We start from the raw sequence: 21,162 nt of genomic DNA, 5'->3' as shown, positions 1-21,162 counted from the left end.
GCTCTTCCGATCTTCAGCAGATCGGGATCGGGGCCAGGCTTCAGTTGCGGGCCGACGCGGCGGCGCTCGCCCGGATCGAGGGCGTCCTGGCCGGGAGCCAGCATGTCCTCGTCCATATAGACGGCCTCGACCTGCGCCGATCGGGCGAAGGCGGCGCCCAGCCAGGCCAGGGCGCCGGCCGCGACCACGTCGCCCGCGCGAAGCAGCAGCACCGTCGCGGCGTCCGAGCCCTGGTTCAACCCATCCGACATCCGCTGGGCCAGGGTCGCCGCGTCGCTCCCGACGAAGCGGATCTCCGGCCCGTCGCGCCAGGCCGCGCGATTGGCGAGGTCCAGCGCCAGCGGACGACGCGACTCTTCCCCGATCAAGACGAGGCGCCGCGCGGGGCGTGACTGCTCCAGCAGGGCGTGGACGGTCTGGTCCAGAGCCCGGTCGCTCGCCGCGCCGATGTCGACGATCACGTCCATGTCCGGGCCGGCCGGCTTCGCCTCCTGGCCCGTCACGGGCCAGCCGCGCCGATAGGCGTCGTAGGCGGCGAAGGGAACGGCAAGGCGCGTCTCCAGATAAGGCAGTCGGGCTTCCAGCCGCTCCAGCACACCCCGGGCGTGCCGGACCTCGTCCAGGGTGGCCGCCAGGAGGTCAACGCCAGGCGTTCCGGTTTCGACGCCTGCCCGGCCCACGATCATGGGCGCCCCCGAAACCCGGACCTCCAGCAAAAGGTGCGGGCGGCGCGATCGCATCATCGCGGGTACGGGGATATCGAAGCCGGCGCGGCCCGATCCGCCAAATTGGTCCTGCACGTCGCGACGGAAGCCGTCGCTTAAAGCCGCAGCGCAGAAGGCCCCGTCGGCCCACAACTCGAGGGCGACAGGCGTGTCGGGCGCGTCGGTCCGGACGACCCATCCGCGAACCCTGTCGGCGTTGGCCTCTTCCAACCTCCCGACAAGGGCGGCGGCGCTGCGCAGCGCCGTCAGGCTGTCGGATGTGAAGAAGCCGAAGCCCGACAGGACTGGGCCGATGATTTCATCCTCGGCCAGGGCCAGATAAAGGGCCGCCCACGACCGCACGCTGTCGCGCAGGGTTTCTCTTGTCTGTTTCGAAAGAGGCAAGGTGTCGCCTGCCCACGCCGTCAGCGCTGGATCTGGCGTCGCCCCGTTCCACAGCGGCCGACCTACGGCCAGGTCGGCGCCCGGCCCTCGACCGAACTCCGCAGAACTGACCAACGAATGGATGGCGGCGCTCATGGGGCGGTGAAGAAGATGCTGGACCGCTTCCTCTGATTCAGGCTCTCGATTGAGAAAAAGCCGGTAGAGGCGCCCCACCGTCGGGGCGTCGATCATCGCATCCAAGGCAAGGGATTGGGGCGGCGAAGCGGGCTCTGGCGCAATCATTCGGTTGCTGTAACGCGACGCTTGACCCACGTCGACTGCAGGTCCCGTAGCAACCTCCGCCTGTTCATCTTTATGGGGCTTGCCCCGCCCCCTGAGTTTCGGCCAAGGACGGGGCGACAAGCATCGAATGATGGATTAATCATCATTCACCGTCGTGGCGCGACCCGACGGCGTTTCACCGGAGTTTTTATGAGCCGAAGCCCCCATGTCGGCCGAGCGCTGAAGAAAAGCATCACGGGCATCGCGGCTCAGTTGACGGGTCGCGAGACGCCGGAACAACTTCGTCGCTATGCGGATCAGGCGCGCGCGCAACAGGACTGGGCTCGCGACGCCTTCTTCCGCCGCAAGGTTTGCGAAATGGAGCCCGAACGCCTGGGCGCCTGGATCCAGTACGGCCATGCGCTGAAGGAAGCAGGGTTCCACGCGCGCGCCGCCGAGGCTTACAACCGGGCCCTGGCGCTGAAGCCGGGCGATCCGGAGATCACCCTGCAACTGGGGCACCTCGCCAAGGTGCGCGGCGACTTCGCAGAGGCCCAACGCTGTTTCGAGGAGGCGCGAGCGGGCGGCCATCCCGACGTCGATCATATCGACTTCGAACTGAAGCTATTGCGCAAGATCGACAACAGTCGCGTCTTCTGGGGCGAGGGTGCCGAGGGTGAGCGTGTTCCCTTGCGGGTCTTTCTTTCGGCGCCGGCCAAGCCGGTCAACGAGACCGATCGGTCCGCGGCTTCAGATGGGCTGGGGCGTTCCGACTATTCCTACGCCTTCGCCATGCGAGGGTTCATGGAGGCGCTGGATGAGATGGAGATCGATTACACGCTCATCCAGCGTCCCGAAAGCATTGCGGACATCCGCGAGCGGTCGGCTGCGGAGATCAATATCCACCTGGGCTTTTATCCCCCCGAACATATCCGTGTGCTGAAAGGCGCCTACAACATCAACTGCTTCGCCTGGGAGTTTGATCGGCTCAGAAGCCGCGACGAGATTCCGTCGGATCACGCCTTCGCCGATCAGATACAGACCCTGAGCATCGCTGACGAAATCTGGTCGCCATCGGAACATGGTGCGACTGCGGTCAGGGACAGCGGCGTGGCCAAGCCGGTGCGGCGGGCGCCCTCTCCCGTTCTATCCAACCTCGTCAAGCGGGGGCGCGATCATGCACCCACGCCGAGAGAAGCTGAGCGGGCCGCGCGTGACCTGGGCGCGGTGAACTGGACGCCGCTGGCCATCCTGCCCCGCGTCAAGGAAACGGTCGAGCAGGCGGCGCATGCGCGCACGCGGACACTGCAGGCCATATTGTCCGAGTTCGAGTCGCCGACCGTTTATGTCAGCGTGCTGAACGTCCACGATTACCGCAAGCAGGCGGAGCCCATGCTCGCCGGCTTCCTTCGCTTCGCCGAGACGAATCCCGACGCGATACTGATGTTGAAGCTCAGCACGCCGTTTCGCGGGCGGGGGCTGGCCAACCGCATACTTCTGGAGGACCAGATCGCCAACGCCGGTCGTATGGTCCCGCCCCTGGTCAGCGAGCGGATATGGCTGACGGACGATGTCCTGACGCGCGACGAGATGAACCGCTTCTACGACGCAGCGTCATTCTACCTGTGCACCTCCTATGCGGAGGGACAGAACCTGCCGCTGATCGAGGCCATGGCGCGCGGCGTGGTGCCGGTCAGCGTCGACCACACCGCCATGCGCGACTATATTTCCGACAATGACGCCGTGGTGGTGCCATCGCACCGTCGACCGCTCGACCTGCGGATGTCGCAGCGATATCGGATGGTCGGGACTGCGATGAACGTTGTGGAGCCGGGCGACCTGAAACGGGCGCTGGAGACGGCCCAGGGGCTGTCCCCCGAAGCCTATGCGCACAAGTCGGCGGCGGCCCTGGCCGAGGTGCGGGATCAGTTCGGTCTCGCGCCCTTCGCCGATCGTCTGAACGCCGTCGTCGAACGGTTGGCCGCCGGAGATCGGACATGAGCACCCTCCGCAAGGCGGTCCTCGACGTCAGCGCCCTGTTCGAGGAGACCTGGACCGGCATCCCCAATGTGGTGGCCGCGATCGCCGAGCGCGCCTTGACCGACGACGGGATCGACTGGATCTTCACCTATGAGACCATCCCGCTGCCCCGCGACCTGGTGCAGCGGTTCCTGCGCCTGCGGTCGGGCGCCGGCGGGCTGCCCGCCCTGTCTCAACTGGCCTGGGATCGACAACCGATCCTCTTCGACGAAGCCCAGGCGATGGTGGCGCTGTTCCCCAACATCAAGCCGGTACGGGGCTACTTCGGGACCGAGGCGATCATCGTCCACGACCTCAGCCCCGTCACAACGCCGCAGTTCCATAACGCGGACAACATCTTCCACTTCGCCAACCGCATCCGCGAGGACATTGCGACGTCCGACCACGTCTTCTGCGTATCCAAGGCCACGATGGGGGACGTCCACGCCTATTTCGAAAAGCCGATGGAGCAGATGTCGGTCCTTCGTCTGGGGGCCGAGTTCGATCCGGCGGAGCTGTCTGCGGGCCTCCTGCAGGTCCGGCAAGGCGCGAGGGTGGAGCCCTATGTCGCCGTCATCGGCACGCTGGAGCCGCGCAAGAACGGCGGGCTGATCTTCGACTACCTGGCCCAGAACCCGGGGTTCGCCCATCAGTACAAGATGGTCTTCATCGGCCGCGACGGCTGGTTGGACGAGAAGGGCCGGCTGATGGAGCGGCTGCGCCACGTCGGCGTGTCGGCCGATCGTATCCAGTTCACGGGTTTCGTGTCGAACACCGAGCGCACGGCGCTGCTGCTCAATAGCGCCTTCTGCATCTATCCCTCCTTTTTCGAGGGTTTTGGGCTGCCGGTCCTTGAGGCGGGCGCCCTGGGCAAGATCACCGTCTGCTCCAACAGTTCCAGCATGCCCGAGGTCTTCCCCGAGCAGTGCGTGTTTTTCGATCCCGGAGAAATGTACGAGTTCGCCCAGGCGATGCGGATCGCCGAACTTCGCGCCGCGCAGACGCGCTCGCGTCAGCAATCTCTGTCCGATATTTTCGAGCGCGCGGCGCCGCATGGCTGGGACGCCTGCTACGCCGGCGTGGCCCAGTGGGTGAAGCAGCAATGACGACGCTCAACTATTCCCCCGTGGTGGCCTTCAAGCTTGAGGGGCAGGACGACATCCTGACGGGCTACGCCGCGCCGGCGGGAGAAAGCCCCTGTCTGTTGAAACTGGTGGGCGGCGACACGCCGATCTTCTTCGCGCGGGCCAGCGGCTATTCCGCGACCGCCGCGGCCGATGGCTTCCGCTCCGGTTGGTGCGGGTTCGAAGTCCACGGCGCGGCCCAGGCCTTCGTGGTCAGCGACGCGGTGCGTCTGGTCTGCGGCGTCAGCGGAGAAGTCCTCGCCGAGATCGCCGAACCCCCTCGCGCGATCCCCGCGCCGCAGGCGGAGGCCTGGTCTGTCATGGACCTGCTTTCGAAAGTCCGTCGCCCTGACGCCAGTCCGTCGATCGAGGAGGTGACGGCGTTTGCGCTCAACCACTATCGTCGGCATGGCGCACGGCAGTTCATCGAGGCGACCTACGAGACCCTGCTCGGCCGCTGGCCGGACGCGGCCGCGCCGCAGATGAATGATCGCCTGCCGGATGACGAGAGGCGCGTCGCAGCCTATCTGAAAGGCGTAGTGAAGAGCGAGGAGTATCAGCGGCGCTGGAACGCGCAGTATCCTGGCGCCCTTCATTCGTTCTTCCGCTACGACCGCACTGGGATGCTCTGATCGCGTCGTAAGCGATCGGCTGACGTCGGGCCAAAATGGCGGCCGTCGCGGCATGGACGCCTCGGATGCGGCTCACCTCAATGGCGAGCCGTCGTCGGAGCCTGCGACGAGGTGAGACAGAGCGCGTATCAGATGCAGCAACACGCTCGCCGGCGCGGCTTCCTCGATGAAGGCGCCTGTAGCCAGCCGCGTGTCTCGCCAGAGGCCGTCTGGCGTCAGATGCGCCCATACGGCGCGCATAGCCTCTGCCGCGTCCTGCTGCAGGGGGGCGCGGTCGGCGGGCGTAACGTCCTGGCCGAATTGCAGGCTGGCGCATAGCCACTCGGTCTGCGCCCACAGGCGCGACCGGCCGCCGCGCGGTCGACCGTCCTCGTCTCTGGTTTCCGCCACGATGCGGTCGCGCGCAGTGACCCCGCGAAGCGCCTCCGCATAGAGCTGCAGCGCCGATGCATCGGCTCCAAAGGCGCCGCGTCTTCTTGCATGTCGATCCAGGACACGCGCCGCCTGGAACGTGCGGCCCGGCGATAAACTCACCGCGACACGTTCCCCGATGTCAGCGCGAATCCGCGCGGCGACGTGGTCGGCGACCTCTCGCCACCGATCCTTGTCGCCCCCCTCCCACGCCAGACAGGCTTCCAGAAGGTGGATGTCGACGGGCGTGGGACGTGACGAGTCAGGTTCGTCATCCGGAGGCGGGAAGGCGTCCATCTGGTCGCGGATCGAGACCGCGCAGGTCTCAAGCGCCGCGGGGTCGGGAACGAGGTCCCTCGCGGCGTGCAGGGCCAGCAGGGCGAAGACCTGGTCGCAGGCGCTTGCGGTCTCGGGCGAGGGGGCGCCGTCGGGGGCAAGTCCGGCGCAACACAGGCCGTCGTCGCGCAGAAACCGGGTTTGCAATCGTTCCACGCCGTTCATCACCAGGCGACGCCACGGCCCCTGCCATCCGAGACGGCCGGCCTCGGCGTAGGCCCAGATCTGCTTGGCCTGAACCCGCACGCTTCGCGGACCCTGGACGGGGCGGCCGTCCAGGCTGAGCGCCTCGGCGAAGGCGCCGTCGTCCGACGCGCCGACGCTGCTCCACAGCGGCAGGGCGCGCAACCGCATCCAGTCGGCCAGGCGCCGCGCGCCCGCCTCCAGCGTTTCCGGCGCGTCGCGCGCGAAGTCCAGATGCTGCGGCGACGTGGTCTGGATGCGTGCGACCAGTCGCTTGATGTCTTGGGCGCGGTCCAGATCGCACACGAGCACGGCGTCGCGCTCGGCGATGATGGCCAAGTCGCGCACGCCTAGCGCCGCCACCAGCATGCCGTCGGGCGCGCGCACCAGGCAGCCTTCGGCGTCCTCGAAGATGTGCTGGCCGAAGTCCCCTTCGCCGGTCGCGGCGATGGCGTCCCAGGCGCCCAGGTCCGACCATTCGAAATCGACCTCGAGCACGCTGGCGTGGCGGGTCTTTTCCATCACGGCGTAGTCGATGGAGATCTTGGGCGCGTCGGCGAAGGCCGGCCCCAGCACCGCGCGATCCGTCGGATTGGCCACCGCCTGGCGTACGGCGATCTCCACCCCCGGCGCATTGGCCTTCAACTCGTCGAGCAGGGTGGCGGCGGTGACGATGAAGTTGCCGCTGTTCCACAGATAGCCAGAGGCGATGTAGTCGGCCGCAGTCCGGGCGTCGGGCTTTTCGCGAAACGCGCGGACCGGCGCCAGACCCGGACCTTCGGGGCTGATGTAGCCATAGGCCGAGGACGGTTCGGACGGGCGCACGCCCAGGGTGACGATCCGGCCGTCGCGCGCCGCCTCGGCGGCCACGACGCAGGCTTCGCGGAAGGCGTCGTGGTCGGGAATGTGGTGGTCGGACGCCACGAAGACGTTGACGCCCAGCGGGTCGCGGGCATGGGTCCACAGGGCGGCGGCCGCCATGGCGGCGGCGGAATCGCGCGCCTGCGGCTCCAGCAGGATCTCCACCCGGTCGTCGATCCCGATCTCGGCCAACTGGTCCAGAATCCACTCGCGGTGGCCGACGCCGCCGACGACGATCAGCCGACCGTCGTCCTGGGCCAGGGGGGCGACCCGAAGCGCGGTCTCCTGGAACAGCGAGCGATTCCCGGCCAGGGGAATGAACTGCTTGGGGCGCGACGGTCGGGACGCGGGCCAGAGCCGCGTTCCCGCCCCGCCGCACATGATCACGGGATAGAGCGCCATGCCGACTGTCTAGCCGCAGGTTGCGCGCCATTAAAGACTGTGATTTGCGCGCCTGACGGCCTATGCGCGACCGACACATCCCGAGGAGGTCCTTATGGGTCGCAGCGCCATCGTGGTTCTGGGCATGCATCGCAGCGGAACGTCGTCGGTCACGGGCGCGCTGGCCATGTTGGGCGCCGCCCCGCCGAGAACCCTTATGGCCCCGGCCGAGGACAATCCGCGCGGCTTCTGGGAAAGCATCGTATTGGCGGACTTCAACGACCGTCTTCTGGCCGCCGGCGGCTCGCGCTGGGACGACCCCTGGCCTTTCGACCTGGCGGCGGTCCCCGCGCGCGAGGATCTCGCCCAGGAGGCGGGGCATCTCCTGAAGGCCGAGTTCGGCGACCAGTCGCCCATCGTGATGAAGGACCCGCGCATCTGCCGCCTGTTTCCGTTCTGGGCCGAGGTGCTGGGGGCGACAGGCCACGACGTCGTCGTGGTCAGCCCGCTGCGCGATCCGGTGGAGGTGGCGGCCTCCCTGTCCAGCCGCAACGGCTTTTCCCAGCGGGAAGGGCTTCGCCTGTGGTTGCGGCACGTGCTGGACGCGGAGGCCGCCAGCCGGGGACGGCCGCGGATATTCCTGCCCTGGTCGGATTTTCTGGCCGATTGGAGGACCACGACGGGCGCGCTCGGTGCGCGGCTGGCCCTGCCGCTGGACGTGCCGGGAAAGGACCAGCCCCATCCGGTCGACGACTTCCTGTCGCGCGACCTGCGCCATCAGGCGGCGTCTGCGCCCAGCGACGATCCGCTGGCGGTTCGCGTCTGGCAGGCCCTGACCCATCTGGCGCGCCACGGCGAAGAGCCGGCGATCCATGCGGAACTGGACGCCGTGCGCGCCGACTTCGACCGGAAGATCGCGGCGGGCGTCTAACGCTTTCTCCCGGTTTCGCCGTGACAGCGCCACGCGCGCCCGCTATGCGCGCGCCATGAACGAAATCGAACGCCAGTCCGAGGAACGCAGCTGGGAGACGGCGAAGACGCTTGCCGAGGCGCTGCCCTATATCCAGGTCTATGATCGCGAGACCGTGGTCATCAAATACGGCGGCCACGCCATGGGCGAGAGCGCGGTGGCCAAGCAGTTCGCCGCCGACGTGGTGCTGCTGAAGCTGATGGGGGTGAACCCGGTCGTGGTGCACGGCGGCGGGCCGCAGATCAGCGCCATGCTGGACAAGGCGGGGGTGAGGTCCAGCTTCGTCGACGGCCTGCGCGTCACCGACCCGGCGACAATGGAAGTGGCCGAGATGGTCCTGTCCGGCGCCGTGAACAAGGAGATCGCCCACTGGATCACCATGGCCGGCAAGGAGGCGGACGTGCGCGGCGTCGGTCTGTCGGGCAAGGACGCCGGCTTGCTGACCGTCGAGAAGACCCGCCGCACAAAGCGCGACCCCGACAGCATGATCGAGCACGAGGTCGACCTGGGCTTCGTCGGCGAACCGACCAAGGTCGATCCCAAGCTGATCGCCGGCCTGATCGCGCTCCTGGCCGCCGCCGTGCTGGCGCAGTTCGGCGTGGACACCCATGCGCCGCGCGGCGCGGATCGTGAAGTTCACCGCACGACCGACTGCCGGGCCGACGCGCCCACGGCCGTCCTGCTCAGCGAGACCGCTCAGGACTGCTGAGCGGTCGCGAGGTCCGAAGCGCTTGGACGGCGCGGATTGAGTCGTTAGGGTCGAGCTGGCGCTGTCAGAGCGCCGCGTATGGATTGAGATCGACGCCTGATGAAGTCCCGCAATCGGCCGCCGCTTAAACTGACGAACGACGAGGACGCGGCCTCGGCCGAAGTCATCGGCGCGCCTGCGGACATGACTGAATCCCTTACCGACGAGGCGTCGCCCGCGGCCGAGGAGGTTTCGGAGGTCCAGGCGGCCACGCCCCCTCCCCCCGCGGAACCCGAGCGCCCGATGTCGGAACGGCGGCGTCGTCGGCTTTTGGAAGAACAAAGACAGGCGCAACAGCGCGCCGAGGCCGAACGTATGGCCGCCGAGGCGACGCCGGAACCGGCCGCCGCCGAGTTGGCGGTCGCCGCCGCAGCCCCGCTCTCGCCGTTCGAACGCACGACCGCACCGACCGTCCGCACCGTTCAGGCCCACGGCGTTCCCGCCGCCGGCCGGCGCGCCTACGCCCTGGCGGCGCTGGCGGCGGTGCTTTGGATCGGGGGCGTAGCCTCCTGGGCCGCCTATGAGTTCGGGATCAACGGGGCCGGGCTGGATCCGCTTCGGCTGGCGATCTACGCCCTGATCGCGCTCGCGCCGGCGGGCCTGGCCCTGATGCTGGCCCATGCGGTGCGGCAGGGATCGGGACTGGCGGCCGAAACGCGCCGCGCGCGCGAACTGGCCGAAGCCCTGGTCGCGCCGACGGCCCTGGCCGCGCAACAGACCGGCGACGTGCTGCAGTCGCTGCGATCCGACATCGACCAGGCGGCCCTGGCCGCCGAACGCGCCCGCAACGACATGGCGCTGCTGCGCGAAGCCCTTTCGCAGGAAACGCTGCGCCTGAACGAAGCGGCGGAGATCGCCGGCCGCACGGCCCGTCGGCTGGCCGAGCAGTTGGGGCGCGAACGCGACCAGATGCAGACGCTGGGCGCGCAGCTGGACAGCCAGGCCAGCGGAGTCGTGGACGCGGTGGAGCGGCAGTCCCGCATGGTCGCGGACGCCTCCGACCTGGCCCAGACCCAGTTGCGCGAGGCCGAGGCCGCCCTGGCCGCTCGCGCCGCTGATCTGGCCGCGGCCGCCGGAGAGGCCCAGGACGCCGCCCGGGTCGCTTCCGAGGACCTGGCCCGCCAGACGATCCGCCTGGAAAACGCCGGCTCGGGCGTGTCCGAACAAATCCGCTCCGTCGAGGAGGGTCTGGGCCAGCAGCGCGCGGCCTTGGTCACCACGGCCTACGCCCTACGCACCGACCAGGAGGACTTTTCCGCCCAGGTCGAAAGCCAGCGCGCGCAGTTGATCGAGCATCTGTCGGCGACCCGCACGGCGGCGGGCGACCTGGACCAGACCGCCCAGTCCTCGCTGGAGTCGTTGCGCGAGCTGCTCGAAGCTTCGGGCGACCAGTTCCGCGCCCTGATCGAAATGTCCCAGCGTGAGGCGGACAACTTCGATTCGGCCACCAAGCTGTCGCTGGACCGGTTCGAGGCCCTGGCGGCCGAGGCGCGCGACACCCTGATGGAAGAGACCCGGCGCTCCCTGGAGGCGCTGAAGGCGACCGCGGAGGAGTCGCGCGGCTTCGCCAACGACGCCGCCGAACAGGCCCAGATTCGCATCGACCGCCTGGCCGAGACCCTGTTCCAGGCGGCCCACAAGACCGACCTGAGCGTGGACGCTCGCATCGAAGACGCTCGCCGCATCGTGGGCGAAAGCGCGGGACTGGTGGATCAGGCCGGCGATCGGGTCGCGGATCGCCTAGAGACGCTGGTCGAAAAACTCAACGCCGCCCTGGGCCAAGTCGACGAAGCGGTCGCCGAAATCGACGCCCGCGCGGCCCAGATGCCCGACCAGGCGCGCGCCCGGGTCGAGGCCGTGCGCGCCAGCGTCGAGGAAGGACTGGCCGCCCTGACGGCCGCCTCGCGCAAGGCCGCCGAAGACACCGAGGCGCTGGACGCCGGCTTCCAGGATCGCGTCCGGCGCAACTACGACATGCTGACCGAGGCGGTGCGCCTGATGGGCGTGGTCTCGGGCGAGACGCCGACGCGCCGGCGCGACACTGTCACCGAGCCCGAACCCGCCAAGTCAGCGGCCCGCGCCGGCGCCCCCGCTTCCGTTCCCGCCAAGGAGGCGAAGCCGACCGAGGAACGCGGCTTCGGCTTGCGCGGAAGACTTCGCCTCGAACCGACCGAACCGACTGCGCCGCCCCGTTCGGACGGTCTGGACTGGGCCGACCTGGTCGGCTCGGAAGGTGAAGCCCAGCCGCTGGAGCTGAATCAGCCCATCGATACGGCGGACGCCGAACTGCCCGATCGCCTGGCCGACGCCATTCGCCGCATGGGGGTGGACCCGAACGCCCTGCTGCCGCGCACGCGGGTCGAGGAAGCCGCCCGAGCCGTCTCGGCCGGCGATCCAGGCGCGGCGCGCCAGATCGTGCGCCGGGTGGCGCCGGCCGCCGTACGCAGCGTCTCGCGTCGCGTGCTGAGCGACGCTGAGCTGCGCGCCGAGGCTGAACGCTATGTTCGCGGCTTCGGCCGGCTTCTGGCCGAGGCCGCGCGCGGGGGCGACATCGACGGCGTGCAGGGCCGCCTGTCGTCGGACGCCGGGCGAGCCTTCATGCTGCTGGACGCGGCGGTGGGCGATCTTGGCTGACCCTCATGATCACAAGCGCTTGACGCCGCCAGCGACTTGCCCCCTTCATCCCACCGTCATCATCCTGTCACGATAGGAGACGCCTCCGCCATGGTCGAAGACCCTACCGGGCGAGATCGTCGCCCCGGCATCGTGATCTGCGCCTATGACGCCGAAGACCCTGTCTGGGATTTCGTCGAAGACCTTTCCGGGCGTCTCTGGGACCCGCCCGGCGCGCGCACGGTGGCTGTGCCCGCCGATGAGCCGAACGCCCTGGCCCACGCCCTGACAGAACGGCTGCGCGAGGGAGGGTGCCAGGCGATGCTGTTGGTCGGACGCTCGACCCGAGCGCCGGGGTTTCGGGTTCAGATGCGCGCGGAGGGCCGCACCCCCGGCGAGGGCAAGCGGCTGAGCGGCACCGGCCCCAGTATCGCGCGCTCCACCGCGCCGGTGGCTGACATGGTGCGCGCTCTGCAAGAGGCCGGACTGAAGGCCGACGCCTCGTCCGAGGCCGAGGACGACGTCGGTTCCTATCTGCTCTACCGATTGCTGTCGGAACTGCCGGACAGTCCCGACGCGCCGGCCATCGGCCTGCTGCGAACGCCCGGCCCGGCGGACGAGGCCGCCATCAGCAAGGGGGTCAAGGCGGCGGCCTCGGCGATGGCCCGACGACTGACGCCGCTGTCGCGCCCGGCCTGACGGGCGAGGACTTTAGCCGGGTTCCAACCCTACGGGCTGCCCGAGGCGCTGGCGTTTGAGGCCTGCAGCACGGGCGCGGCCGGTTGCTGGAAATAGCGGTCGATGCCCTGCGCCACGGCGCGCATCAACCGGCGACGCGCGCGCTCGTCCGTCAGCGCCCGCTCGTCCTCGGGATTGGTGATGAAGCCCATTTCCAGCAGCACGGCCGGAACGTCGGGCGCCAGAAGCACCGCCAGCCCCGCGTCGCGATGGCTGCGCCGCAGCAGCGGATGCTCCGCCGCCTCTAGATGGGTCAGCAGCACGCGGGCGAACTGGGCCGAGCGGTTCTGGGTGGCGCGCTGGGTCATGTCCAGCAGGATGCGGTCCACCGAGGGGTCGCGCCCCGGCAGATGCAGATCGCGGTGCCAGTTGTCGCCGCGCGTGAACTCCCGCACCGCGCGCCCCGCCCCCTGTTCGGAAAGGGTGTAGACGCTGGCCCCGCGCAGGGCCGGATCGGCCCCCGCGTCGGCGTGAAGCGAGATGAACAGGTCCGCGTCCGCCTGGCGGGCGATGGACACGCGGCGGTACAGATCGACATAGGCGTCGTCGTTGCGTGTCAGGCGGACCCTGCAGCGCCCTGTGCGCTCGAGTTCGGCCTTCAGTTGGCGCGCAGCCGCCAGCGTCACGGCCTTTTCCTGGGTCTGGGCGCCGCTGGCGCCCGGATCGCGACCGCCGTGGCCGGCGTCGATCACCACCAGCGGCTTTTCCGCACGACGCGGCGGTGCCGGGCGCGGGATCGACCGGGCCGGAGCAGCCGTCATTCCGCCGGAAGCCTTCAAGTCGACCACATAGCGATAATGGCCGACCCCGTCGCCGGGCGGCAGCAGGAAGCGCCGCTCGATGGCGCTGCCCCGGCTGAGATCGAGTTCGATGCGCGAGGCTCCGCCCGACGCCGCCACGCGATAGGCGCGCACAAGCCCCGACCCGTCCCCTTGCACGCCCTGACCCGCGGCGACGCCGTTAAGCGCCAGGATCAAACGCCCGGTCGAGCCGTCCTCGATCACCCGGCCGCTCGCGGTCTTGTCCAGGTCGATGACCACACGGGTCCGATCGCCGTCCGCGCCGAACCTCAAGCCCAGCACGTCGCCGGCCGCGCCCCAGGCGAAGCCGCGCGAGGCCGCGAGCACGACCGCGCACACGACGACGAACGCCAGCAGGGTCATCCCCCACTCCCGCGCACGCCACCGGCCAAGACTGAAAACCATACGCCCGTACATTCCGACGGTTATCCATCACCTTCGGCCCATCATGGCGCCGGCGCGTGTGCGAGGGGTTAAAGCGCGACCGCTTTTAATTTCCGCCCGCGATGACTATGCTTTGGTCCGCTCGCGAACCGATCGCGCCGCTTCGCCCCAGGCGACGCCCGGCGCGCCCTCCTCGCGGCGTTCGACTTTCACCAATCCGAGAGCCGGCCGGCATCGCCAGGCGGCTTGAAGAACGGACCAGGGTCGCGGCCGTCCGCATATGTGGTCATGGCGCGCCCGGTTCAGGACCGAAGACTTCCATGGGCCTTTTCGCCTGCGATCCCAACCGGCTTGAACAAGCCAGCGTCGCCTTCGGCGGCGGGATGTCGCGTGCGCCGGCCCTCACCCCCATTCGGCGAGCCCCCGCGACCCTGACCGAGATTTCGGCATGCCGGGCCCGTGCGCGCCAGAGAGAGACTTTCCATGTCAAAGACAATGCTGATCGATGCGGCGCACGCGGAAGAAACCCGCGTCGCCATCGTGGACGGACGCCAGGTTGAGGAATTCGACTTCGAGTCGAAAACCAAGCGCCAGCTGCGGGGCAACATCTATCTCGCCAAGGTCACCCGCGTAGAACCCAGCCTGCAGGCCGCCTTCGTCGAATACGGCGGCAACCGCCACGGCTTCCTAGCCTTCAACGAGATTCATCCCGACTACTATCAGATCCCGGTCGCCGACCGCGAAGCCATCATGGCCGAGGCGCACGACGACGAGGACGAAGACGACCTGGGCCGAGAATCAACCGACGACGAGGTCGATCCCGAAGCCGCCCTGGCCGAGGAAGAGCGCCTGAAGCGCCGCCTGATGCGCCGCTACAAGATCCAGGACGTCATCAAGCGTCGCCAGATCTTGCTGGTGCAGGTCGTCAAGGACGAGCGCGGGGCCAAGGGCGCGGCCCTGACCACTTGGCTGTCCCTGGCCGGCCGCTACTGCGTGCTGATGCCAAACACGGGCAAGGGCGGCGGCATCAGCCGCAAGATCACCAACACCTCCGACCGTCGCCGCCTGAAGGGGGCCGTCGCCTCTCTAGACGTGCCCAAGGGCATGGGCCTGATCATCCGCACGGCCGGCGCCAAGCGCACCAAGGCCGAGATCAAGCGCGACTACAAATACCTGCTGCGCCTGTGGGAGACGATCCGCGAGACCACTCTGGCCTCGCACGCCCCGGCGATGATCTACGAGGAGGAAAACCTGGTCCGTCGCGCCGTGCGCGACATGTTCGACAAGGACTTCGACGGCATCCAGGTCGAGGGCGTCGACGGCTTCAAGGAAGCGCGCGACTTCATGCGCGTGCTGATGCCGGCCCAAGCGAAGAAGGTTCACCTGTATCGCGGGTCGCGCCCCCTGTTCGCCGCGAACGGCATCGAGGAACTGCTGACGCAGATTCACCAGCCGGTCGTGCCGCTGAAGTCCGGCGGCTATCTGGTCATCAACCAGACCGAGGCCCTGGTGGCCATCGACGTCAACTCCGGCCGCGCCACCAAGGAGCGCAACGTCGAGCAGACGGCGTTCAAGACGAACATGGAAGCCGCCGTCGAGGCCGCTCGCCAGCTGCGCCTGCGCGACCTTGCCGGCCTGGTCGTCATCGACTTCATCGACATGGACGAGGGCAAGAACAACCGCGCGGTGGAAAAGGCCCTGAAGGACGCCCTGGCCGCCGACCGCGCCCGCATCCAGATGGGCCGCATCTCGCCCTTCGGTCTGATGGAAATCAGCCGCCAGCGCCGCCGCTTGGGCGTGATCGAGGGCGCGACCGAGGCCTGCCCGCACTGCCAGGGCACCGGCCGCATCCGTTCGGCCGAATCCGCCGCCCTGATGACCTTGCGCGCAGTGGACATCGAAGCCGGCAAGAACGGCGCGGGCGTGGTCGTGCTGAAGGTCTGCACCGCCGTCGGCCTGTATATCCTCAACCACAAGCGCGAATATCTGCAGTCGCTGCTGGAACGTCGCGGCCTGAACGTCGTCGTCCAGATCGACGACAGCCTGGCCCAGGGCGAGCACAACATCGAGCGCACCGAGACCAACGAGGACTTCGTCGCGCCCGAGATCGAACTGCCCAACCTCGACGACGATTTCGACGCCTCCGCCTTCGAGGACGAGGACGAGGAGAGCGATGACGACGAGGTCATCGACGACGAGGACGATGAAGACGAAGAAGCGCTGGACCGCGAGGACAGCGACGACGATGAGCCGCGCGAACGCGCCGAGCGTCACGACGGCGGCCGAGGTCGCAATCGTCGCCGCCGGCGCGGCAGCCGTCGCGACGAGACCGACGACGCGGTGGTCTCGGTGGACGACACTTCGGACGATGAAGACGAAAACGGTCGTCGCCGTCGTCGCGGTCGCCGCGGCGGTCGCCGGGTCCGCGAGGACGGTGAACGCGACGTCTATACCTGGGTGCGCGGCCGTACGCCGTCGCTGGAAGACCCCTATGTCTGGTTCGACCCGCTGAACCCGGGCCGGCCCGAGCCGCGCGCGGACAAGACCGAACGCGGCATACCGGCCGACGACCATGCGGAAAGCCTTGTCGAGGCGGCTTCCGACGGTGCGGGCGATGAGGGCGGTCGTCGCCGTCGTCGTCGTCGTGGACGGGGTCGCGGCCAGGATCAGGCGCAGGACATGGGTCACGAGATCAAGGTCGAAAACCGCGCCACCAACGAAGGCATGCCGCCCGACGGCTCTCCCGAGACGCCGATGGCCGTGACGACCCCGACGGATTCGGGGGCCGAGGCCGAAACGCCGGCCCTCGCGCCCGAGCCGCAACGGCGCCGCGTGCGTCGCAAGACCGCTCGGGCCGAGATGACCGAGGACACCGTCGTCGAACCGCACGTCGAGCCTCAACCCGACACGGCCATCGAGCCCAACGAAGCGACGGTGGACGGCGAACCGGCTGCTCTGGACGTGACGCCGCAGGAGGCTCACGCCACCCAGATCGCCGCCGCGCCAGAGCCGGAGCGTCAGCCCGAGCCCCAGCCGGCCGTCCTGTCCGAACCGTTCGAGACGCCCAAGCCCGAGGTCGACGTCGAGGCCATCATCGCCGAAGACCCGAACCAGATCGTCGCACCGCCCGAAAAGCCCAAGCGGGGGTGGTGGCGCCGCTGATCGGTCACGATTAGACTGTCAGGATGCAGGCGGGGGCCGGTCGCTATTGGAGTAGAGCCATGCGTTGGCTTCCCCGATCTGCATCCCGCCTTCTGGCCGCGACGGCGGCGGGCCTGTGCGCCCTCCTCGTCGCCGGCCAGGCCGCCGCCCAGAGCCTGATCCGCGACACCGAGGTCGAGGGCATCATTCGCGAATGGGCCGATCCGGTCTTCGTCTCGATGGGTCTGAACCCCAGCGACGTCGAGGTCCTGTTGGTCAATGACGGCGACCTGAACGCCTTCGCCACGCGTGGCCGGATCATGGGCGTCAACACGGGCCTGATCCTGCGCACCAAGAACCCCGGCGAACTGCTGGGGGTGATGGCGCACGAGGCGGGGCACATCAAGAACCGCCACACCCTGCGCGACGGCGCCCAGAACGCGGGCCGGCAGCCGATGATCATGTCGATGGCGCTGGGCGCGCTGGCCATCGCCGCCGGCGCGCCCGACGCCGGCGCGGTTCTGATCGGATCCAGCGGCTATTTCGGCACGCTGGGAGCGTTGCACTACATGCAGAGCCAGGAGGGCGAAGCCGACCTGACCGGCGCCCGGGCGCTGGAGGGCGCGGGTCTGTCCGGCAAGGGGCTGGTCGACTTCTTCGAGAATTTCCGCGCCCAGGAAGTCTTCTCGGACGATCGGCGCTACCCCTATTTCCGCAGCCACCCGCTGTCGTCGCAGCGCATCGAATCGATCCGCCGCTATGTCGAGGAACAGCCGCATTACGGCGTACGCGACACGCCCGAGCGGATGGCCCAGCACGCGCTGATCCTGGCCAAGATCCACGCCTTCATGGATCCCCCCGCAACGACCCTGCGGGCCTATCCGTCCAGCGACACCTCCCTGCCCGGCCGCTACGCCCGCGCCATCGCCTGGTATCGCAACGGTCAAACCGAGCAGGCCCTGACGGCGGTCGACGCTTTGATCGCTGGCGACCCGACCAATCCCTATTTCGCCGAACTGAAGGGTCAGATCTTGTTTGAAGAGGGTCGCCCGGCCGAGGCCGTCGTCGCCCATCGCGAGGCCGCGCGGCTGATGCCCGAAGCGCCCCTTTTGCGCATCAACCTGGCCCACGCGCTGATCCAGACCAACGACAAGGCCAATCTGGAAGAGGCGATCTCGAACCTGAAGTACGCCACGGTGGCCGAGAACGACAACACGATGGCCTGGCGTCTGCTGTCCCAGGCCTACGCCTCGGAAGGCAAGGACGGTGAGGCGCGGCTAGCCTCGGCCGAATACTATTTCGCTGCGGGGCAGGAGGACCAGGCCACGCAGTTCGCCCTGCGCGCCCGCTCCATGCTGGACCCCGGCTCCATCGAATGGCGCCGGGCGGTAGATATCGTGCTGGCCTCCGGCGCGACGCCAGCGGACCTGCAGGACCTCGACCGCCGCGACGCGGCCCGTCGCCCGACGACGCTGAACTGACTTTCCCCTTTTCTCCCAACCAGATCAGACAGGCTTCATGACCGAACCCGCTCCCGCGCCTGAATCCCGGCCCTCCAAGACGCCCTGGCTGACGGGCGGCCGCGCCGGCTATGTCGCGCTGGGCGTGTCGGTCGTGGCCCTGGGCCTAGCGGCGGCGCCCTGGTTCACCGGGGCCAACGTCCGGTCCTATCTGCTGAACCACCCCGAGGTGCTGCAGGAGGCCAGCGCGGCGCTTCAGGACAAGGAGGCCCAGGCGCGGGTCGACACCATCAACGACCTGGCCCAGGCAAACGCCGCCCTGCTGAAACCCGATCCGCGCGATCCGGCCTTCGGCCCGGTGGACGCCAAGGTGACGGTGATCGAGTTCTTCGACTTCCGTTGCCCCGGGTGCAAGGCCGTGGCCCACGACTACCGCGCCCTGATGGCGGCCCATCCGGAAGTCCGGTTCGTGTTCAAGGACTGGCCTATCCTGGATCGCGGCGAGGACGTCACCTCTCAATACGCCGCGCGCGCGGCCCTGGCTGCACACCAGCAGGGCAAGTATCTGGAAGTCTATGACGCCCTGATGACCGAGCCGGCTCTGACGCCCGAGACCGTCGACCGCATCCTGAGCGAGCACGGCGTGGACATGACCCGCGCCAAGGCGGCCATCTCGGCCATCGACACGACGCGCCACATCGCCGACATCCACACCACGGCGGCGGCGCTGCAGCTGCAGGGCACGCCGACCTTCTTCGTCAACGGACGCGCCAGCCCCAGCATCGACCCGGCCGAAATCGGCCGACTGATCGAGGCGGCCAAGCGCTAGATCAAGCCAGCCAGCGGCGAGGACGGGTCGGCGTACATCCGCTTGGGCATCCGGCCCGCCAGATAGGCGTCGCGACCCGCGATGACGGCGTGCTTCATGGCCCGGGCCATTCGGATCGGATCCTTGGCCCCGGCGATGGCGGTGTTCATCAGCACCGCGTCGCAGCCCAGCTCCATCGCCCGCGTGGCGTCGGACGCGGTGCCGACGCCGGCGTCCACCAGCACCGGCACCTTGGCCTGCTCCACGATCAGGCGGACGTTGATCTCGTTCTGAATGCCAAGACCGGACCCGATCGGGGCCGCGGCGGGCATGATGGCCGCTGCCCCGGCGTCTTCCAGCCGCTTGGCCATCACCACGTCGTCGGTGCAGTAGACCATGACGTCGAAACCGTCCTTGATCAGCAGGTCCAACGCCCGCAGCGTCTCGACCATGTCCGGATAGAGGTGGGCGGTGTTCGACAGCACCTCCAGCTTGACCAGGCTCCAGCCGCCCGCCTCGCGCGCCAGGCGCAAGGTGCGAACCGCATCCTCGCCGGTGAAGCATCCGGCCGTGTTGGGCAGGAAGGTGAAACGGTCGGGTTTCACATGGTCGACCAGCATCGGCTGGTTCGGATCGGTCAGGTTCACGCGACGCACGGCCACGGTCACGATCTCGGCCCCCGCGGCCTCGGCGGCGGCGGCGTTCTGAGCGTAGTCGGCGTATTTGCCGGTGCCGACGATCAGGCGCGACGAGAAGGTGCGGCCGGCGACGGTCCAGGTTTCAGAAGCGGGGGCGGTGTCGGTCATGGGTGCTGACCTAATCCCCTTGGCGCCCCCGCGAAAGTCACCCCTGACGCAATTCGACTCGATCAGCCCCCGCCGACGAACTGGACCAGTTCGATGCGGTCGCCGTTGGCCACCGGCGTCTGGGCGTGCAGCGAGCGGGGCACGATCTCCAGATTGCGCTCCACGGCCACCTTGCGCGGGTCCAGGGACAGTTCCTCGACCAGGGCCAGAATGGTGGCGGCCAAGACGGCGCGCGGCTCTCCGTTGAGCTGGATCTGGTGCAAGTGCGGGTCTCCGGACAATCAGGCGGTGGGGCGTCGTCCGTCGGGACATAGAAACCCCGCCCCCGCTTCGCCAGAGGGGTCAGCCCGCCTCGAAGAACCACGCGGCCACCGTCGCCGCGAACGCTGCGAAGACGGCGACGCAAGCGCGAAGCGCCATTCGGGCCTCTCTGTCCATGTCGACGCCTTTCGGGCGAGCTGTCCCGGATCGGGACCAATGGCGCAAGGCGTGCGGGATTCGGGCCGCTGACGCCGGGTCAAGTTTGTGTGCGGATCGTTTGACCCCGGCGGCGGCTCCGGTAAAAGGCCCCTCTTGCGTCGCCGAAAGGACGCCGATTCAGAGGCCATGCCCGAAACGCCCGTCATCCACGTGCTCAACGGTCCCAACCTGAACCTGCTCGGGGTTCGGGAGCCGCACATCTATGGCCGCGAGACGCTCGCGGACATTGAGGCGCGCTGCATTAAGGCCGCGGCGGGCGCGCGCGTGGTGTTCCGTCAGACCAACCACGAGGGCGTGCTGGTCGACTGGATTCAGGAGGCGCGCGAGGGGGCCGATGCGCTCATCCTCAATCCGGCGGCCTACAGCCATACCTCGGTGGCGTTGCACGACGCGCTGAAGACGCTGACCATCCCGGTGATCGAGCTTCACCTGTCCAATCCGGCGACGCGCGAGGCGTTCCGGCATCACTCCTACGTGTCGTCCGCGGCGACCGGCGTCATCGCCGGCTTCGGCCCGGCCGGCTATGACCTGGCCGTCCAGGCGGCCCTGACCCAGATTCGGGAACGTGGCTGAGCCCGCCCCGTTCGAGAACAAGACGAAAGACAAGGCGCAATTCCAATGGCCGACGACAAGAAACACGACATCGACGCGAACCTGGTGCGGCAACTGGCCGACATCCTGAACGACACAGACCTGACCGAGGTCGAGGTCGAGCGCGGCGATCTGAAGATCAAGGTGAAGCGTGAAGTGACCGTGGCCGCCGCGCCGGTCCACTACGCGCCGGCGCCTGCCGCCGCGGCTCCGGTCGCCCCGCCCGCCCCGGTCGCGCCCGCCATGGCCAGCGATCCGGCCGCCATCGTCGCCCGCGCGCTGCAGATTCCCTGCGTCGGCCGCCTG

General features: G+C 68.7%; 15 protein-coding genes and 2 pseudogenes. 12 read left to right on the top strand and 5 right to left on the bottom strand.

Features of this window, described 5'->3' with window-relative positions:
• Positions 1-1,109, bottom strand: a 1,109-nt coding sequence (locus tag B2U11_RS11610; RefSeq protein ID WP_292071885.1) for a hypothetical protein, incomplete at its 3' end; no start/stop codon positions are given.
• 471 nt (positions 1,110-1,580) lie between these two features.
• On the opposite strand from B2U11_RS11610, the gene B2U11_RS11605 reads away from it, so the two are divergent.
• From B2U11_RS11605 to B2U11_RS11595, 3 genes are read left to right on the top strand one after another with little or no spacing between them, the layout of a single operon-like run.
• The gene (locus B2U11_RS11605) at positions 1,581-3,371 is read left to right on the top strand and encodes a glycosyltransferase (protein ID WP_292071884.1); all 1,791 of its coding nucleotides are present in this window, start codon (positions 1,581-1,583) and stop codon (positions 3,369-3,371) included.
• Complete coding sequence (locus B2U11_RS11600) at positions 3,368-4,495, top strand: glycosyltransferase family 4 protein (protein ID WP_292071883.1); 1,128 nt, start codon at positions 3,368-3,370, stop codon at positions 4,493-4,495. The genes B2U11_RS11605 and B2U11_RS11600 overlap by 4 nt, the downstream gene beginning before the upstream one ends.
• Positions 4,492-5,145 (top strand): hypothetical protein, encoded by a 654-nt coding sequence (locus tag B2U11_RS11595; RefSeq protein ID WP_292071882.1) that lies wholly within the window; start codon positions 4,492-4,494, stop codon positions 5,143-5,145. The genes B2U11_RS11600 and B2U11_RS11595 overlap by 4 nt, the downstream gene beginning before the upstream one ends.
• Positions 5,146-5,217: 72 nt before the next feature.
• Here B2U11_RS11595 and B2U11_RS11590 read toward each other — a convergent pair whose 3' ends face one another.
• Entirely contained in the window at positions 5,218-7,338 is a 2,121-nt protein-coding gene (locus B2U11_RS11590) for a sugar phosphate nucleotidyltransferase (RefSeq protein WP_292071881.1), read from the bottom strand.
• A 94-nt stretch (positions 7,339-7,432) separates the two neighbouring features.
• Here B2U11_RS11590 and B2U11_RS11585 point away from each other — a divergent pair, with 94 nt between their 5' ends.
• From B2U11_RS11585 to B2U11_RS11570, 4 genes and pseudogenes are all read left to right on the top strand, one after another.
• Positions 7,433-8,248 (top strand): sulfotransferase family protein, encoded by an 816-nt coding sequence (locus B2U11_RS11585; protein ID WP_292071880.1) that lies wholly within the window; start codon positions 7,433-7,435, stop codon positions 8,246-8,248.
• Positions 8,249-8,303: 55 nt separating this feature from the next.
• Positions 8,304-8,894: pseudogene (gene argB, locus B2U11_RS11580) on the top strand (acetylglutamate kinase); the annotation flags it as partial.
• Positions 8,895-9,095: 201 nt separating this feature from the next.
• Complete coding sequence (locus B2U11_RS11575) at positions 9,096-11,669, top strand: tipN (protein ID WP_292071878.1); 2,574 nt, start codon at positions 9,096-9,098, stop codon at positions 11,667-11,669.
• Positions 11,670-11,759: 90 nt separating this feature from the next.
• A complete protein-coding gene (locus B2U11_RS11570) occupies positions 11,760-12,347 on the top strand; it encodes a hypothetical protein (protein ID WP_292071877.1) in 588 nt (195 codons plus the stop codon).
• Between the two features lie 29 nt (positions 12,348-12,376).
• Here the strand turns inward: B2U11_RS11570 and B2U11_RS11565 are convergent, their stop codons facing one another.
• Positions 12,377-13,549 carry an N-acetylmuramoyl-L-alanine amidase family protein gene (locus tag B2U11_RS11565; RefSeq protein WP_292071876.1) on the bottom strand — a complete coding sequence of 391 codons (1,173 nt, stop codon included), beginning with the start codon at positions 13,547-13,549 and terminating at the stop codon, positions 12,377-12,379.
• A 504-nt stretch (positions 13,550-14,053) separates the two neighbouring features.
• On the opposite strand from B2U11_RS11565, the gene B2U11_RS11560 reads away from it, so the two are divergent.
• The 3 genes from B2U11_RS11560 to B2U11_RS11550 are packed head-to-tail and all read left to right on the top strand — an operon-like array spanning position 14,054 to position 19,000.
• Entirely contained in the window at positions 14,054-16,732 is a 2,679-nt protein-coding gene (locus B2U11_RS11560; protein WP_292071875.1) for an Rne/Rng family ribonuclease, read from the top strand.
• A gap of 59 nt (positions 16,733-16,791) precedes the next feature.
• Entirely contained in the window at positions 16,792-18,192 is a 1,401-nt protein-coding gene (locus B2U11_RS11555) for a M48 family metalloprotease (RefSeq protein ID WP_292071874.1), read from the top strand.
• Positions 18,193-18,229: 37 nt separating this feature from the next.
• On the top strand, positions 18,230-19,000 hold the full coding sequence (locus tag B2U11_RS11550) for a thioredoxin domain-containing protein (protein ID WP_292071873.1): 771 nt from the start codon (positions 18,230-18,232) through the stop codon (positions 18,998-19,000).
• Here the strand turns inward: B2U11_RS11550 and B2U11_RS11545 are convergent.
• Positions 18,997-19,785: a HisA/HisF-related TIM barrel protein gene (locus tag B2U11_RS11545; RefSeq protein ID WP_292071872.1), complete on the bottom strand. Its 789-nt coding sequence runs from the start codon at positions 19,783-19,785 to the stop codon at positions 18,997-18,999. The genes B2U11_RS11550 and B2U11_RS11545 overlap by 4 nt on opposite strands.
• A 62-nt stretch (positions 19,786-19,847) precedes the next feature.
• Positions 19,848-20,048 (bottom strand): sulfur carrier protein ThiS, encoded by a 201-nt coding sequence (gene thiS, locus B2U11_RS11540; RefSeq protein ID WP_292071871.1) that lies wholly within the window; start codon positions 20,046-20,048, stop codon positions 19,848-19,850.
• A 343-nt stretch (positions 20,049-20,391) separates the two neighbouring features.
• On the opposite strand from thiS, the gene aroQ reads away from it, so the two are divergent.
• Positions 20,392-20,838 (top strand): type II 3-dehydroquinate dehydratase, encoded by a 447-nt coding sequence (gene aroQ / locus B2U11_RS11535; protein ID WP_292071870.1) that lies wholly within the window; start codon positions 20,392-20,394, stop codon positions 20,836-20,838.
• A gap of 45 nt (positions 20,839-20,883) precedes the next feature.
• Positions 20,884-21,162, top strand: a pseudogene (locus B2U11_RS11530) (acetyl-CoA carboxylase, biotin carboxyl carrier protein); the annotation flags it as partial.

Source organism: Brevundimonas sp. UBA7534 (assembly GCF_002479325.1).
Taxonomy (GTDB): Bacteria; Pseudomonadota; Alphaproteobacteria; order Caulobacterales; family Caulobacteraceae; genus Brevundimonas.
This window is presented reverse-complemented; position numbering and strand designations above follow the sequence as displayed.